Origin of the sequence: Pseudomonas allokribbensis, assembly GCF_014863605.1 — a bacterium.
In the GTDB taxonomy this organism is placed as follows: domain Bacteria; phylum Pseudomonadota; class Gammaproteobacteria; order Pseudomonadales; family Pseudomonadaceae; genus Aquipseudomonas; species Aquipseudomonas allokribbensis.
Genome location: NZ_CP062252.1, coordinates 3,290,323 through 3,306,446 on the forward strand (window position 1 = coordinate 3,290,323; position 16,124 = coordinate 3,306,446).

The window sequence follows — 16,124 nt, forward strand, 5'->3', positions numbered from 1 at the left end:
GATCAGTGACTTTTATACGACGCAATGTCTGGAGCCTGCAACAACCGTGGGCTCCAGAACTACTGTGGTATGCCCGCGGAGTCAAAGTGCTGAAGTCGCGCCCGTTTGATGACATCACCAGTTGGAAATACCTGGCGGCGATTCATGGCATTGAAGAGGTGGTCTGGCGCCAGTTCGGGTGGTTGGCACCGGATGAGCATGAACCGGACACGTCGGAATACCTCGATCAGGATCGGAATCAGTGCCAGCACCATAATTGGTATTTCTTTCCGTGGCACCGGGGTTATCTGTCGGCTTACGAATCGATTGTGCGAGCCGCGATACACACGTTGCCGGATGCACCGGACGACTGGGCATTGCCCTATTGGAATTACAACGACACGGCGGTCGCCAATCCGCGACTGCTGCCGCAAGCCTTCGCGACGAATTCCTGGCCCGATGGTGGCGACAACCCACTGTTTGAGCCTCGGCGTTTTGGCCGTGGGGATGGCGTGGTGGTCATCCGAAAGGAGGATGTCGATCTGAAGGCAGCCTTGAGCGATCCCGATTTCGAAGGAGTTCGAAATGGCTCTCCCGGGTTCGGCGGTGTGCGTACACCGTTCCAGCACAACGCAGAGCGCCCGAATGAAGGCTTGCTTGAACAGGGGCCACATGATCCGGTGCATGGTCTTGTTGGCGGTTACCTCACCGGAACGGACCCCCGGGACTGGCATAACCTGGGCTTGATGTCCATGCCGATAACAGCCGGGCTCGATCCGATTTTCTGGCTGCATCACGCCAACATTGATCGGCTATGGGAGGTGTGGCTCAACCGAAATTCGAACTTCAGGAACCCGGTGCTCAAGTCATGGCTCGATGGGCCGAGCGGCAAGCGGCGCTTTGTGATGCCACAAGCGGATGGCAGTCGAAAGGAATTTGCCCCAAAAGATATGCTGGACACGAAGGCGCCCGGGCTCAACTATTTGTATGAGGACATTTCCGATCCGCTGAGTGGTCAGCAGCGCCTGAACCTTCGGTTGGTATTGTTGAAAACGCTCATGGACGTCCCCGGCATCACTGACGGTCTGGAGGTCGAAACCATGCCCAAAAAGCCCACGGTTGAACTGCTCGGTGCAAACAGCAAGGCGATTACCCTGGGGAGCGATCCCTCGGCCACCGTTGTGAGGACCGATAAACCCACCGTCCGCAAGCTCACCGACAGCTTCAAACTGTCCACGTTCGCGCTGCGCGCGAGCCCGGAACCTGATCGCGTATTTCTCAATCTGGAGAACATCACGGGGGAAAACGACGCGGCCATTTTCGATGTATATGTCGGTTTGGCCGAAGGCGCCGTTGCCGCTGATCACCCGGAGAACCGAGCAGGCGTTGTGTCGTTGTTCGGTATCAGCGAGTCGACCAACATTGCCAAGCCCCATGGCGGATCGGGCCTGAGCAAGGTGATCGAGATCACCGATACGATTGACCGGCTTCATCTGACAGGCGAGGCCAATCTGAATGCCTTGCCGGTATTGATCGTGCCGGTCAATGACGCGCGCGGGATATCGATCAAACGGGTCAGCATCTATCGTCAGTCGACCTGACGATGTCCGTGTCGGCACGGCTTCGAGAAGCAGGCCTTGACCCGCTTGCTTGCACGTTATGGAGTATCAGCCTCGTCGCATTCAGCGTCATTGCCCTCAGTGACAACGTCCACGCCGAACTGATGCTTCTGTGCCGTTCCAATCCCGGCCCGGTGTTCGCCGAGAGCCTGAGCTATCTGCATTTTTATTACTCAACCCTGGACCTCGCCGCGTTTGCGGCTGGCGTGACCTTGATGTTGGTGGCGATGATGACGCCCGCCTTGGCGGGGCCTGCGCTGCACCTGTGGTTTCGCTCGCTGTCGCGCCATCGCTGGCGAGCCATCGTGCTGTTCCTGCTGGGCTATTTGTGTGTGTGGCTGGCGGCCTGTGCGTTGCTTTTTGTCATCGCACTGCTGCTGGTTTCGCTCACGGATTCAGAGCTTGCGGCCGGGGTCATGGCGGTGGTTGGGTGGCTTATCTGGCAATTGAGTGTCATGCGTTCACGCTGTCTTGCGCGTTGCCATCAACAGCCCAGGCTCTCCGTTTTTGGCATGGCTGCGCTGGTCGATCCGTTGTGCTTTGGCGTAACACACGGGTTCTGGTGCGTCACGACGTGCTGGGCGCTGATGTTGATTCCGCTTTGCCTGCCTTACGCCCATTTGCCGGTCATGCTGGGCGGTGCCGTTCTGATCGCCTATGAGCGCGCAAGTGCTAACGGTCCAGCGTTTTCTCAGGTGACGGGCGCAATCCGTCGCGGTCTTGCGCCTCGTTGGAAGACCATCAGGCAGCGGCTGGCGGCTGCACCTGCAAATTCCCGTCCACATCCTTGACCAGTCCGCTGGCCAAAAACAGCGGCACCAGGCGCTTGTGCAGTTCGGGGGTGACAAACTCCTTGACGGTCGCCAGCGCCAGAGTCCCGTAAACCTCCAGTTCCGCTTTGGTATACGACAGCCAGGCCTTCTGATGTTGGCGTGGTCTTCTCGGCCGTGGCCGGTCGTGATCAGGTTCTGCGCGAAGACGCGCAATGGTATGTGAGAGATGATCGGGCAGGGCAGCAATACCGGGCTCGGGTAGTGGTGGATGCCACCGGTCGCAGGGCGATTCGGTACTCGCTTTCGATCCGCTTTCGTCGCAGGGGTTATTCCATGAGTTGGCCTCAGCAGAAAGAGCGGCCACAGCGATTGCCCATGAGCTTGAAGGCGATCTGAATGTCTCACGCTGAAGTTTCGTGAACGCATCACTTTTTTTGTCAGGAGCCACATAAGGCGGGCCTGGTAAAGTTCCTCCCAGACATATCATTTAACATAATATACATTACACGTAACAAGATGTTACGAGATCGGCCCGGTTGCACACCCGATTTCAATCTCCTGTGAGCACCATCAAAAAACCGGATTTTCCACGACTAAAAAATGGAACCCCTGAAAAACAACACTTTAGCCCCTCTTTTCACAGTGACATCGCATTTTCTATCTTTTTTCCCTTTTGACATTTCAAAACCGAATATTGGTGGGCATTTTTCGCAACGGCTCTGGCACGGGACTTATCACAGAAAACATTTGAAAGCCGGAATCAAAAACGTTTGATATTTGAAAACTGGAATTGTGAGCGGAACATTTAAAAAACGGAATGTTTGTACGCACGTTGCAATGGAAGCGTCATCGCTGTCCATGTGAAAACACACGGAGCTAATTTACAGACTGCAAAAATTCTTCTCCGAGTTCAAATTTTACTTCCAGCCCTCGCTGCGCATAAATTTCTGCCATTCGCGAGCCTGACGATGCGAACCCGCTGCAGTCATACGGTCAGGTCAGTAGCATACTGTGCGTCACAGATGCGCCTGCAAACACGGCGCTGTGCGAAATCTGCAGTGTTCAGTTTGAAACTGGTGCCCCGATTTCAAGGTTTGCCACACGTGGAACTACCGACGCCCGCTGATCATGTTGTGTTCACAGAATGCTTTGCTGTGTGAAATCTACCGCGCTCAACTTGGGCTCGGACACCTATTTCTCTAGAGCCTGCTCGATAACGAAAGCCCACGCTGAATATTACGCTTTGGGCGTAAGGACTATTGCTCTATCTAGCACCTCGATAGTCAGTTCGTCCCCCCAAGCTTAAGCCTAATGTAACAAGCAGTTCCGGTGGTAAATCGACGATGACGTCGCCAGTTCCATCTGCGGTATCTTGGCATCTGACAGTCCAATGCTTGGGCTCGCTCATAGTCGGTTGACTCCTATCCAACATTAGAGAGTTCACTATGCTCATGCGTTGTGCTGGGTGGACGGATATTTTGAAAGCACCGCTGGAGTAAGGCCTGCCAACGATTATTCATGCATAGATCACTCTGCGACTAATACCAGTCATGACATTGCGATTTATTTTGTAATTAATACATGCATTCTAAATAGCAAAAAATTATAGCTCAACTAAACATCTATTTAGTTGAGTTAACAGTCGGCCTGTTTTGACGCCCTCCTTCCAAATCCTATTTTGCAATATCCGATAACTGTCAGACCCGGATATTGTACCTCCGTGTATCTGATTTGATTGGCCGCGACAATTGGCGGCCAACCATGGGGGATTTGCGGCGGGATACAACGGGCAACTGGTGGTTCCACGTCGTCGGTAAAGGCAACAAAGCTGCCAAGATCAGCGTGAGAGACGAGTACGTCGAGCGCTATCTCGTGAGGTATCGCCATTTCCTACAGATCTCCCCCCTGCCCTCACCGCAGGAAAAAACGCCGCTGATTGCCACACACAAAGGTCGTGGTGGGCTGTCGGATCGGCATGTGGGGCTAGGAATGCCAAAGGTAGAACTCCTTGGCGATGTTCATTTCGTCGCTAGATTCAAACTCTACTATCAGGGCGACCAGGCTCCTCCCTCTCGGGGAGTTAGAAATAAAAAGTCTGCTGAACAGCAAGGCCGGGAACAAATCAGATAGATCAGAAGAAAATTGAGATCACTCCTAGATCTTTGGCGTTGAACGTATGTGGAGAATTAGCTCTCACACTCAAACCAGCTCCCCAAGCCAAGGAGAGACACCATGCTGAAGTTCACCCAGAAAGCCGGTAAAACCATACGCATTGACGACGAAATTAAAATCACGGTGCTTGAGGCTATTGGCAAACAGGTGACTCTAGGGATCGAGGCTCCGAATCACGTCAAAATCTATCGAGCGGAGCTCTATCTGCAAAATGCGGACAAGCAAGGCAATAACCCCAAGTGAGCGAAATAACCGTTACTAACGTCGGTCCTGACCGCGACAAACTTAGCTCAATGGTAATGCAGATCCGCGAAGTGATAAGGGGACCACCGCACTGAGGTGGTCCAGCAGCAAATCGACGTATTCCAGAAGGCCCAAACCCGCCAAGCTCGTGTGATCGCAGCTCTCTCATGGATGCGTAAATGTAAACGCTACATCACCTCAAGAAAAAACTGCATGCAGCTGTAATCTTATCAGTGCACTCGAGGATCGCGGGCGATGAAAAACCCCGGGATTCTCTCCATGACAATGACCGTCCAACCCACATGACCTGCTTGTAATTTTCACCTAGATCAAGTCGCATATTCAGATATCTACCACCCGATGTAGCGTAGATGCAACTGCTTAAAAAGCCACTGCTATCGACGCCTTCGTGAGTCAACACAAATAATCCCTTCTTGAAATTCGTAACGCTTTCCATCGCGCCGTCAACTAATACACCCACCCACTCAGCGCCGTCACTTTTAGCGGGTGACGTGAAAATCCCCACCCTGTTCTTGATGTCTCGTGGTGAAGGGCATGACTCTTGGCTTCCCGGCCAGGCTGGAATATCGAAATATTTACTATCAGGTGCAGCAGCATGCGCAAATACAAATAATTGTGAACACAGTAAACCCCAACGTATCAATCTAATCACCTCTACTTTCCTCATAAATGTTAGAAGCGGGTTATATATCAGCTGGAATGAACTCAGTATCCGAGATAACTCTTAAGTTGCTCGATATTTATCCTAAAATTAACGCGCCAATTCCTACGAAGATAAGCCGTCTAAAGGTGACTGCCCTGATGTATCTCTGGCATGCCTGGATACTCGTAAACCAAGGAGCCGCTGAGCCTTGCTAGCGGCTTCCACAACACATGATGCGTTGGCTCGTTCAGACTGCAAGACTGTTCATCACATCGGAAACTTACTTAGCAGGAAGACTGACCAGGAATTGAAATCGACTTTCCTTTCAACAGCTTCGGCTCCCCTGGGTAAACATTGAAGGGATCCACTGTAGAGCCATCCACCTTGACTCCCTTTACGGCGTACCGCACATTTCCGCTGGCAGTCAGGCGAGCTCCTGAGCCTTCGCAAGTTACAGCCAATTGGGATTTTTCGGCGCCCGGTAGTTGGCGGACCAGCCCGCTGAAGCTGAGGTTGATCAACACGTTGCCGGACGTCGCCCGATGCTCCGTTTCCTTCAGGCTGATGACGGGCGTAACGTCCAGACGGTAGACCTGCTCCCGCTCAACTTTTTCGAGCGGCTTCAGGGTAATGGTCTTGCTTTGTCCGGGAGCCAACGTGATACGGAAAGGAAAAGCGTAAAGAGCTGGTTTGCTCACCAGCGTAATAGGCTCCAGCTTTTCACTAGCCACCTCCACCCCGGGGTTGAGCAGGCGCGACAGGTTGATGGAGACGTACTCTGGACGCTCCCCTTTATTAATGATTCGGACAGTAGTCGGTTTATCGTGGACGACGATTTCCTTTGGTGAAATGTCGATCAGCGCAAAAGCCGGCGCAGGAATGGCCACGCAGGCCAGTAGAAGCAAAGCGGAATAAGCGGATAGGCGCATGTTCATTCCTCCTGAAAGGGTATTTGAATGGGCATCACTCAGGGCATTTTCACCACCGGTTCGAAGGTCAGCGACAGGACGCCGCTGTAGATTCCCGTGGTGTCCTTGAAGTTGCCTTCGGGAGGATAGGCCGATATCGCCAGCCCGTAGTAACCCACAGAGTCATCTCCTTCCGAGGGCGGTGCCGGATTTTTAAACTCAGTGCCCTGACCGACTAAAAGAGGCTTCAGGTCCCCACCCTCCACCCCGAGTCGGACTGTCGGCGTGCGGAACACCAGTGTCGGGTTTGCCTGGTTGCGTATCTGCAAGGGTTCGTCCAGCCGCACCTGGAACAGACCACTGCTCGATACCACCCGCAGCCGTGCGCCCACCTCGTAAGGGGTATCCCAACCGCCGAGCTGCTGCATTTCCAGCCCCTGTTCGAACCAGCCACCTTTATCGTCGGTCACAAACAGGTTGTTGGGGCGAATGACATGAGCCGTCACCTTGCTGCTGGTCTTGCCTTTGAGTATCACTGTAGCCGGCGCCAACGACGGTAATATTCCCAGTGCCAGGAACAGGTACATGAAGGTGAGTCTTTTCATTTAGCCGAGCCTCCTAAGACTTCGTAATGACAGTGAAAGTCAGCACGTCGCTGTAGTCGCCTGCTTTCACTGTCTTGCCCACTTCGGTCGTGAAGGTGGGCACAAAACAGGTACGGCCACTCGTATCCAAGGTCATTGCGTTACTGTTACCGGGTAGCTGAATACGCGTACTACCGCTGTCCAGCATCAGGCTGTAGGGCACCACCTGGGAGCTCTCCGATAGGTGCTGGAGTCTATAGCGGTTATTCACCACTCCATTGGCACTGCTGGCGCCGATGATAAATTTTTGCCCTTGCCCCACTGCTGGATTGTAGCTAAAGCAAAGCGTCTGATCCGTACGGCTCAACTGGGTATCAGATACACCTCGCTGTAAATCACCTAAATTCCAATCTGGTGCAGACACGCTGATACTGATATCGGGTGGCGGAGGCATTCCAGGTTCGACAACTACTTGGCAAGTACCATCATTAGCTCCATACCTGGATATATAGGCAACACCTTTGATTTCTGCAACATCAGGGCCATTGGTAAAGTTTCCTGCTCGGATAGCGACCGCAGGCCAATCAGAAATCAAGTCATTGCGAACAGTGGCTGTGACCGACGCAGAAAATGCGTTGCTACTGATCCAGTCTGCAGAAGAACGCCCAAAAAAAATAAAATAATCATTACCTACAAATGTATCTGTATGCCTAACCCCATTAATGCTAACGTTGGTTGCTGGCGTTGAAGTACTTCTCAGCTTACCATTCTTGTCATAGGAATAAACCAATATCCCCCTGGAGCGGAACGTTAAACCTCCCGTATGCCCATAAGAAGGCTTATAATCAATCACTGTAAATACACTACTGGTTCCATTTCCATTGTCACGATAATAACAACCTGAGTAGGAGTTGCTGAGATTGCTCAGCACTAAGTCATATGAATTTGCATTTCCTTGGCCCGGGAGCATGAAAACAACCACACCCGCCAGCAGCTTAACCCCCGAAAAAGCTCTTATTAAAAACTCAAAAAATCTAACAACCCCACAAAATAAAAACATATAACCTCACATTTCTTTCGTGTCCTTTATCTCATACCCTAAAAGCGAGACATATTTAACAAAAAAAATTAAACAGCACGTAGCAGCAGGGAGTGGGGTGGGGACATTTAGTTATGAAACTCAACCTCTGAATCACCATGGCTGACCTGATAAATCACCACACCATAACCAACGCTGACGATCAGGGGCGCGGATAGAGCCTCTGTCTCGATATGCAAACGCTCCCTTGGACGAAAAGTCACCCGCCATACCAGGGTTCGACCAGGCACCTCTATTTCTTTGAGCACCATGCGCTGTTTCTGCCCTGGTGCCAGCACCAACCGATCAGGTGTTACCAACAAACCCGGTCGCTCTACCTCCCGGATTGGCACCAGTCGTTCGGGAGTCTGCGCCGGGTTGAGCAGGAGCTCCTGTTCAACCTTCAGATACAGTGGCGTATCTCCGGTATTTTCGACATACAGAGAGTGTGCCGGCTTACCGGGCTCCAGCTTCAGTTCAGTACGCGAGAGCTTGAGTACACCCGCCGCCATGCCCTGCGTGGCGAAAAAGGCCAGCAATAGCCCCAACAAAGATCCGGTCGTGCGTTTCATCAGGGGCAATCCAGGGTCCGGGCCTGGTCCTTGTCGCGCAGGCTCAAAGTCTTTCCGGCGAAGTGCTGAGAGATACCGGGGAACAAGGCCACGGTCTCTCCGGTTTTCCCGACGTCCGACAGCACATGGCGCACGTTACCGGTGTTGGTCAAGGTGATTCCACCAGCGTTACAGCCATGGCTCCAGCCGCTGCGCTGCTTGTCCGGGGCCGGCATATGTCGGACCAACACGCCGTAGCCGATAGCCACCGACATCGGTGCGGTGATCTTGTCCTTGGGTGCATCGTTCACCTTCAGCGACCTGACCGGCACGATATACAGGCGGTACAGCTCTTCAGCCTCCGGTTCGAACAGCGACTTGAGGCCGACCTTACGGCTCTGACCCGGCCCCAGTGTCAGTCTTTCCGGGCTGGCCAGCATGCCGGGGCGTTCTAGTTGACCCAAAGCTACCTTCGTTTCCGGTGTCAAGCCCGGATTCATAACCTTCTGCAGGGATATGGAGAGATACAGCGGTGCGTCTCCCATGTTTTTCACGGTGACGTTCTGCTCATGGTTGTTGAAAACCCGTGTGGTAGCAGGCATCACCATCAGCTCGCCCTCGGCCTGTGCCGGCCCGCAGGCCAGGAGCAGCAAGCCGAGCAGCATTGGCAGGGAAGTTCGCAATTTCATGGTTCGTTCCTATTCGGATGATCGATTACAGGCAGTGGTAATAGCTGCCGGTGGCGCTTCTCAGGTCACAGCTGTAGCGGCGCCCCATTTGATCAACGGTGATCTGAGCAAGCACTGCCTTGCTGAATATCGAGAACAGACCGTTGGGATGGGCGATGTCGCCGGTTTCCAGAATCGTTCCACCAATCGGACGGCCACTGGCATCCACCAAAAAGCCGCTGTAAATCATGTTGATGTCGACCTTGGCCTCTGCTGCATACACTTGGCCAGGATGAGCGCGGACGATGTTCGCCGGCACCTCGATATTCATGTCCATGTCTTCACTGCTGCTCAGTACCCTTGCAAAGCTAACGTCGCTGTAGCTGTTGAGCGGGACCGCGTAGGTACTGTTACCCGCCACTGGATTTCCCTCGACGTTGAAGCCGTATTTGGTCCCCGGAATATCCGGTGTTTTGAGCAGCATGGCGCTGCCGCTATTACTGTAACGACCCAGAGCGATCCCGTCGGAGCTGGCAGCCAGCATGCCGCGGTAGTTCATGTCGAGGTTACTGGCGGTGTCGCTATGACCCAGATTGAGGGACGTGTCTCCTCGCGTGCCGGAGCGGCTGCCGTAGAGGTTGACGTTGTTACGCTGGTCGATACGGCTGACCGTCACCCCGCTTGTCGTGGTACCGAAACTGTCCTGGAAATCCTTGCGGTAATCGCCGCTCAATTGGGATTGCCCACGGTTGTGCGCTGCGCTGAAGCTTGCCTGAGCATTATCCAGCATCCAGCTCATGTTGAAATACACGCCGTAGTCACCCTTGGCCTGTGTATAGCCGTCTTTCTGAATACCGACCGAGAACGTCGACCACAATCCGTTGGGGCGATAGTTCCAGCGTACTTCGGCTTGTTGCGATTCTCCTCGGTTGTACTTCTGGTAGTTGTAAGCCAGGGTGGTACCTGCCACGTTCCGGCTATAGGAAACACTGCTACTAGGAGTCCCCCAATAGAAGCGGGACACGTTGTTGTTCTGGTAGCGACTCAGCATGAGGCTACCCAGCTTGTCGTCGGACATTGACAGGTTTAGGTAACCGCCAGTCGTGCGTTCGCCGCTCAACAGACCCAGCGTCGGGGTGACATCGATGCTCCCGAGTTTGCTCGGACGCGTGACGTTAACCTCGCTCGCCCAACTGCCCTGACCACCACTGACAGCCGATGCATTCAAATAGAATTGACGCATATTGCGGCTCATCGAGCCCTGGAGCAGTTGGCCTCCTCCTTCTTCCATCTCTTTACCGGCAGTCACACTCCATGCATTGCCGCTACCGGAACCGAAGTTAACGTTGTTGATTTCACGGTTCTCCTGGTTCACCAGGTTACCGTTGCGGTCGACGAGACGGACCTCGACCGGGTAATAGCCGCCGGGCAGGTCAACGAAACTGATCTCGTTGCGGCCCAGGGACGCCGGGCGCTTGAGGATCAGACGACCGTTGCGATAGAACTCATAATTGCCTTCGGACGTGGAATACAGAATAAGAGAACCCGCATTGCGGCTCGCATTCAGATGGGCCTGGCTGCCGAGGGTGACAAATTGGTCGAAACTGGGTGAAAGCAGTGTGCTGACCGAGCCTGAGGCGTAGTCGATACTGTTCTGCTTGCCCGTCCGCAAATAGGTACTCGCGAAGTTTTTCTGAAGGTAATAGGACGACACCCCCTGACTGCGACTAGTGTTATCGCGCGTTTGGGTACGGCTGGCATGCCAGTTCATGTAACCAAAACTACGCGAAGGCATACCCAGCCAGGTATTACCGGCCAGGTTCATGGCGCGGTAGCTTTCGGAAGAAGCGCGCAGGTCCACTGTCTGATTGTTGACCAGCCCCCACGTGGTGGTGGGCTCCAGATAGTCATTATTCGAGTCGCGGATAACGAGCGAGCGTCGTAACTTATCAATAGTAACGTAGTACTCCCCCAGCTTCAGATCACATCCATTGTGGCAGCGCTTGTAGTCAACTTTTGAAAATAGGTCACGGATAATATCTATATCCTGCCGGGACACTCCGTTCTCTTCATATCCGACGGCATCAAATACCAGCGTACCGTCCTCTGGAGAGTAGCTGGTAAAACCGGGCAGCGTCCTTCCATTAAAGGTAGCCATGTATTTTGCACTATTATCCATTTCGGCTGCGCTAAAGCCTTCTGGCACACCGTAAGATACTTTGACTTTCGCTTCCGCCTGAAATGAAACAGTAAGAAAAGCAACTAACCAAAGCTTATTTAGTCGAAACGGGGGCCGATAAGCGAACATGCTATTTTTCTTTCAGAGAGAAAACCTTTGAGAGGAAGCCTCGAACGAGTCGAGGCTCCACCGTACAGAGTTGATTACAAAATTACGGTTTCGCAGCCGCGACGGGCTCGAACAGCATCACCAGATCACCGCTGTAACTACCGTTGGTGCTCAGAGCGCCGACCATGGTTGGAGCATCGACGCTGATTTTCAGATCATGAACTTCGTCGTAGCCATCGCCGGTGCTGACTACCTGAGTAATCTTCTGAGCAGTATCGAAAGAGAGTGCCTTTTCACCTTGGGCGCTACCCAGGGATACCTTGGCATTGACCATCTCGTAGCTGCCATTAGACATTTTCAGTGGCTGAGCCAGAGAGGCGTTGAAATCCGCGTTCTTGGTCCAGATACGAACCGGCAAGGTCTTGGTGAATTGCTTCTGCTTGTAGTCATCCGCGTCCAGTTCCTCGGTGCCGTACCAGGTCGAGCCATCCGGCTTGGAAATGAAGATGGCATCGTTGATCTGGGCCGTCAGGGTGATCTTCTTGGAAACAGTATCGGCAGGCAATGGTGCGGCAACGACCGTACCGGCAAGTACACTACCCATTCCCAGGGCTAGAATCAGTTGGCTGATTTTCATTTATTTAACTCTATCTATCTGTGTGTTGCTGCTTCCCATAAAGAAGCAGGATGTTTTAGCGTGGGCTCTTGTTTTCCACGGAAGAGATTAAAACCCATATCTCCAGTACGAAAAATCAGCCCTATCTCATCAACACATCAGATAAATCCTACAAATAATAGGTATGAATCCTACAGCCAATTGATCTGGCCTCGTTACCCCCCTTTCATCTTTGTAGCTTTATAAATCCATGTAAGGAATGAGGCTACTTGATCTACCGTTTGTTTGAGTACTGCGGCAGTTAGCCATTTTTATTCGATAGCATCGGACCGTTTTATTGATCAGGATCAACTTTGGCCGCCGCCCCTCAACAGCATGTCAGGGGAAGCGCCCGCAGCACCATTGATCGGTCGTGACTTCCGTAATTAACTTTCGCTACACATCCCAATAGGACAAATGGCCTGTCATGCGAATGCGTGACAGGCCATTTTCGGTTGTATCCAGAAAGTCCATCTACTCGAGTCGAGTATCAGAGTGTTCTACTCCGGTCGCCGGAGGGGCTCCCCGACGTGTGCGACAGGTTGATTTGTATCCGTAAGTCGGTCCGTGATTTTTTGGAGACGCTCTATCAGATATTCCACATCAGGAGTTGATGAGACGCTCGCCCCCTCCTCTTTCAAAGCAGTTTCTATCTCGCGACTGGCTGCTACTAGGCTGGGCACTCTGGCAACAGATAATGCCCCGCGAATACGATGCAGCAGACGTATGATTTCCTCACTATCCTTACGGCCCATGGCCACGCGCATGGCATCGAGATCTTCTTCCATTGCGCTGACAAACAGAGTGCGAATGCGCTCCGGTAACAAGAGAAGGTTTTCTGCGTCGGGATGTGAACTGGCTGGACTCCTTGATTCGCCCCTGACCGTTTTTCCTTCGGTTACCTTCCTCAAACAGGTAAACAGGGCATGCAGACTGATGGGCTTCGTCAGCCAGGCATTCATTCCCGCTGCGATACAGCGATCACCCTCTTCCCGTAACGCATTGGCGGACACAGCGACAATCGGCACCGTACGGTTGTTCAGTCTCAACCGCTCGGCAAATTCGTAGCCGTCCATTACCGGCATGTTGACGTCCGTCAGCACCACATCGAACTCGGCATCTTCCAGGTATTCCAGAGCTTGCTGCCCGTTGCCGACCACTGTAACCGAACAGCCGAGCTGTTCCAGTTGCTCGGTGAGCAATGCCTGATTGACCGGATGATCTTCCGCCAGCAAGACCTTCAAGCCGAGTGTTCCCTCCGGGCGGTCCGAATCCGAAGCGATGGCCAATGTCACCGGCCAACCCAGCGCCAGCATCACGGCATGGGTCACACCCAGACGGCTATGCACATTGACCCGCCAACTGTGCTCACTCAGCAGCGGTTGAACACTGGCATCATGCCCGGCCACGATCCGGGGGCCCTGCCAATCCACCGGGGGCAGCGACTCTGGCAATAACTCCAGCAGCAATGCGGTCCGGTCCGGCGGCTCTTGTGTCTGTTCGTCCCAAGCTACGACGTTGCCCACCGACATCTCGAGCCACTGGCAAATATCGCTGGTGAACTCGGGCGCCGGAGAACGGACATGGATTTTTGCATTCCCGGCCTGGACGACCTCTGGAAGCTGGACATTGCTTTGTACTTCCTGCAGTTCCACTTCAAAACTGAAACTGCTGCCCAAACCCGGCGCACTGACCACTTCCAGAGTTCCCTGCATCATCTGGCTGAGTTGGAAACAAATGGACAAGCCCAACCCGGCACCGCTCGAAGCATGCGGTTGGTTACTGGCTTGAAAGAACGGCTCGAACAGATTGACTTGCTGCTCTTTGGAAATCCCCACGCCCGTATCGATGATCTGCCATTGAAGGCGTACGCGCCCTTCCTCGCGCCCGAGCACGTTCAAGTGAAGCGTTACCCTGCCAGTCTGGGTGAACTTGATGGCGTTGCTCAGCAGGTTGTTGATGATCTGACGAACCCGCATGCCGTCGCCCAGAACAACCCCGGGCAGATCCGTGTCAACGCAACTGTACAAGATCAGTCCCTTGCCATCGGCGATAGCCGAATAGTTGCGCAGCGCCTCCTCCACCACCTCCAGCGGCGCAAAGTGCCCAGGGTCCAGCGACATTTCTCCGGCTTCGATCTTCGAGAGATCAAGGATGTCGCTGATCAGTTGCAGCAGAATGCTGGACGAGCCCTTGATCGTTCGCAGGTAGCCTTCCTGTTGCTGACTAAGGTGCGTCAGCCCCAGCAACTCCAGAGTTCCGACGACTCCATACAACGGGGTTCTGATTTCATGGCTCATGGTGGCCAGAAAGCGGCTTTTTTCCGCGTTGGCGGCGTGTGCTTTATTTCGGGAAACCACCAGCTCGGACTCGGCCTCTTTATGGGCCGTTATATCAATGAACGCACACAGCAACGCGGGCTCACCTTGATAGGTCGTTGGTGCAAACCGCGCATGTAAACAGAGCGAACCGATCATGGCGCAAGCTTCACCATAGACCGGGCTGCCGTCCTCGAACATGTGCCAGTCACGCGTCAGCTGCACCAGATCGTCCTGCTCGCCAAGCCACTGCAAAGCCAAAGAGTTTTGCATGACCACTTGCCGGCCGCTTTCCTTGATCACGCACAGTGCCACAGGTGTTGCCTGGATGATGCCCTGGCTGAACTCATTACGACTGACCAGAGAACCGTAATACTGATCGGCAGGCTTGACGATGTTTTGCCGTTGCCAGCGCAGCAGCAACCAGCCCAATCCCACGCAGGTGATGAGCAGTAGCGCCACGTTGAGCAACTGCCATTTGGCGTCCTGGAAAAGTTGCTGATAGCCCACGTGGTACAGGGCGTGCCAGCTGTTCTCGGAACCGGAACTTCGCTTGATCAACAGCCCCTTCCAAGTGAGATAGATGCCGTCTTCATAGTCAGACTTCGAGCTGCCGGAGCCGAGCAAAACCACCCCGTCTGGAGAGATCAGATCCAGTGAATCAAAAATCGGGGTTTGCAGCAGTGGGCTGTAATCATAGACGCTGTTGAACTCGAAAAGCGTGGCAGCAACTACCCGGGGAGACGCGCCATTCATAACCCAGGAATCATCGGGCACCCTATCCGAGACGTAGGCAAGCATTTCCTGATTATGCCTTCCCAGAAACGCTTCACCCGGACGCCAATACACTCGATGGGCGTCGGGGTCCGGTGGATTGTCCTGCACGGCATGACTGACCCTTTCAACAACACGTAGAAGGCCGTTACGGGCCGTTTCGCCGCGTCCAGCCCGACGCTCGATGGCAGGGATAGCCATTCCAAGCTTACTGTTGAGGTCCAGCAAGAACATCTGTGGCGCTGAATAAGGTGAGTCGTTCCAGAATCCATTGTGAAAGTTCGACAGCATCATGCCCAATGCCAACTTCCGGGATGTGACCAAGTGATGGGCATCTTCTGATACAGAATCGGGCAGCACCAAAGAAAACGCTGGCACGCGGCGCGCTCCTCCGGCCACTTCATAAAGCGCCAGATGACTTGACTCCACTTTGGTGATGGTTGACGTCATCGCCTCCACAACCGGCGGGTAGGACGCGGAGGTCGACCGGATGACTTGCAGTAGGAAAAGCTCGTGCTCGTGGATCGCCTCGATCATTCTGAAATAATGGTAATAAACCTTTATCCGTTGTGTTTCCAGCACTTTGTAGATGGCCCAATAACTGGCACCAAAAAAGAAAATCGTCAGAAGAAATGAAGACAACAAAATAAAGTTAAAGCGCAGCGAAGACCTGGACAATTTGCGCAGATTGGAACGAATGGATTTCATGGACAGCCCAATTCAAATTATCAGTTTCACCCTGTCGACGATTAAGCAACCGGGCTCGCCACGCGGCTGTCTGCCGCCAGGCGCATGCTGTGTTTCTCCCCGTCAACCCGGCTGTCGCCATATAGCCTGAAACAAACCCAGTG

13 protein-coding genes and 1 pseudogene are annotated in these 16,124 nt (G+C 53.5%); 4 read left to right on the plus strand and 10 right to left on the minus strand.

What is annotated here, in order from left to right; all coding sequences use genetic code 11:
• Window positions 1-86: 86 nt before the first annotated feature.
• Both IF199_RS14945 and IF199_RS14950 read left to right on the plus strand, forming a co-directional pair.
• Window positions 87-1,580 (plus strand): tyrosinase family protein, encoded by a 1,494-nt coding sequence (locus IF199_RS14945; RefSeq protein ID WP_192557899.1) that lies wholly within the window; start codon window positions 87-89, stop codon window positions 1,578-1,580.
• A 2-nt stretch (window positions 1,581-1,582) separates the two neighbouring features.
• Window positions 1,583-2,389, plus strand: coding sequence for a copper chaperone (locus IF199_RS14950; protein WP_192557900.1), 807 nt, complete (start codon window positions 1,583-1,585; stop codon window positions 2,387-2,389).
• Here the strand turns inward: IF199_RS14950 and IF199_RS30385 are convergent.
• Window positions 2,340-2,819, minus strand: coding sequence for a hypothetical protein (locus IF199_RS30385; protein ID WP_244142386.1), 480 nt, complete (start codon window positions 2,817-2,819; stop codon window positions 2,340-2,342). The two genes, IF199_RS14950 and IF199_RS30385, sit on opposite strands and share 50 nt — an antisense overlap.
• A gap of 1,262 nt (window positions 2,820-4,081) precedes the next feature.
• On the opposite strand from IF199_RS30385, the pseudogene IF199_RS14960 reads away from it, so the two are divergent.
• Together IF199_RS14960 and IF199_RS14965 are read left to right on the plus strand one after the other, a co-directional pair.
• Window positions 4,082-4,372: pseudogene (locus IF199_RS14960) on the plus strand (site-specific integrase); the annotation flags it as partial.
• A gap of 231 nt (window positions 4,373-4,603) precedes the next feature.
• Window positions 4,604-4,786 carry a carbon storage regulator gene (locus tag IF199_RS14965; protein WP_192557901.1) on the plus strand — a complete coding sequence of 61 codons (183 nt, stop codon included), beginning with the start codon at window positions 4,604-4,606 and terminating at the stop codon, window positions 4,784-4,786.
• Window positions 4,787-4,979: 193 nt separating this feature from the next.
• Here the strand turns inward: IF199_RS14965 and IF199_RS30595 are convergent, their stop codons facing one another.
• From IF199_RS30595 to IF199_RS15010, 9 genes are all read right to left on the minus strand, one after another.
• Window positions 4,980-5,474, minus strand: coding sequence for a DUF3757 domain-containing protein (locus IF199_RS30595; protein WP_425220321.1), 495 nt, complete (start codon window positions 5,472-5,474; stop codon window positions 4,980-4,982).
• 260 nt (window positions 5,475-5,734) lie between these two features.
• Complete coding sequence (locus IF199_RS14975; protein WP_208491895.1) at window positions 5,735-6,379, minus strand: hypothetical protein; 645 nt, start codon at window positions 6,377-6,379, stop codon at window positions 5,735-5,737.
• A 38-nt stretch (window positions 6,380-6,417) separates the two neighbouring features.
• Window positions 6,418-6,963: a hypothetical protein gene (locus tag IF199_RS14980; RefSeq protein ID WP_192557904.1), complete on the minus strand. Its 546-nt coding sequence runs from the start codon at window positions 6,961-6,963 to the stop codon at window positions 6,418-6,420.
• A gap of 13 nt (window positions 6,964-6,976) precedes the next feature.
• On the minus strand, window positions 6,977-8,002 hold the full coding sequence (locus tag IF199_RS14985) for a hypothetical protein (protein WP_192557905.1): 1,026 nt from the start codon (window positions 8,000-8,002) through the stop codon (window positions 6,977-6,979).
• A 107-nt stretch (window positions 8,003-8,109) separates the two neighbouring features.
• Complete coding sequence (locus tag IF199_RS14990) at window positions 8,110-8,592, minus strand: hypothetical protein (protein WP_192557906.1); 483 nt, start codon at window positions 8,590-8,592, stop codon at window positions 8,110-8,112.
• A complete protein-coding gene (locus tag IF199_RS14995; RefSeq protein WP_192557907.1) occupies window positions 8,592-9,260 on the minus strand; it encodes a pilus assembly protein in 669 nt (222 codons plus the stop codon). Before IF199_RS14995 ends, IF199_RS14990 begins: the two co-directional genes overlap by 1 nt.
• 25 nt (window positions 9,261-9,285) lie before the next feature.
• Entirely contained in the window at window positions 9,286-11,547 is a 2,262-nt protein-coding gene (locus IF199_RS15000) for a TcfC E-set like domain-containing protein (protein ID WP_192557908.1), read from the minus strand.
• Window positions 11,548-11,629: 82 nt separating this feature from the next.
• Window positions 11,630-12,163: a CS1 type fimbrial major subunit gene (locus tag IF199_RS15005; RefSeq protein ID WP_192557909.1), complete on the minus strand. Its 534-nt coding sequence runs from the start codon at window positions 12,161-12,163 to the stop codon at window positions 11,630-11,632.
• A 518-nt stretch (window positions 12,164-12,681) separates the two neighbouring features.
• Entirely contained in the window at window positions 12,682-15,981 is a 3,300-nt protein-coding gene (locus tag IF199_RS15010) for a hybrid sensor histidine kinase/response regulator (RefSeq protein ID WP_192557910.1), read from the minus strand.
• Window positions 15,982-16,124: the final 143 nt, after the last annotated feature.